Origin of the sequence: Pseudomonas sp. 30_B (assembly GCF_017491605.1) — a bacterium.
In the GTDB taxonomy this organism is placed as follows: Bacteria; Pseudomonadota; Gammaproteobacteria; order Pseudomonadales; family Pseudomonadaceae; genus Pseudomonas.
The window spans coordinates 1-244 of the sequence record NZ_JAFGYY010000492.1 but is presented as its reverse complement, the minus strand read 5'-3'; the positions used below and the strand labels follow the sequence as shown (position 1 = coordinate 244).

Sequence of the window (244 nt, the reverse complement as noted above, 5' to 3'; positions counted from 1 at the left end):
CCGCGCGGGGTGATCCATTCCTTCGCCGACGGCAAGATCGAGGACACCGGTGCGCTGACCAAGAAGCGCATGGAAACCATCGACGACGAGACCACCCAGGCGGCGATCAACTTCATCGACAAGCAGGTGAAGGCCGACAAGCCGTTCTTCGTCTGGATGAACACCACCCGCATGCACGCCTTCACCCACATACGCGAATCCATGCAGGGCCAGAGCGGCATGCCGGGCAACGAGTACGCTGATG

Annotated in this window: 1 pseudogene; it reads left to right on the top strand. The window is 61.5% G+C overall.

The window, feature by feature from the left end:
- A pseudogene (locus J5M67_RS29215) lies at nucleotides 1-244 on the top strand (arylsulfatase); the annotation flags it as partial.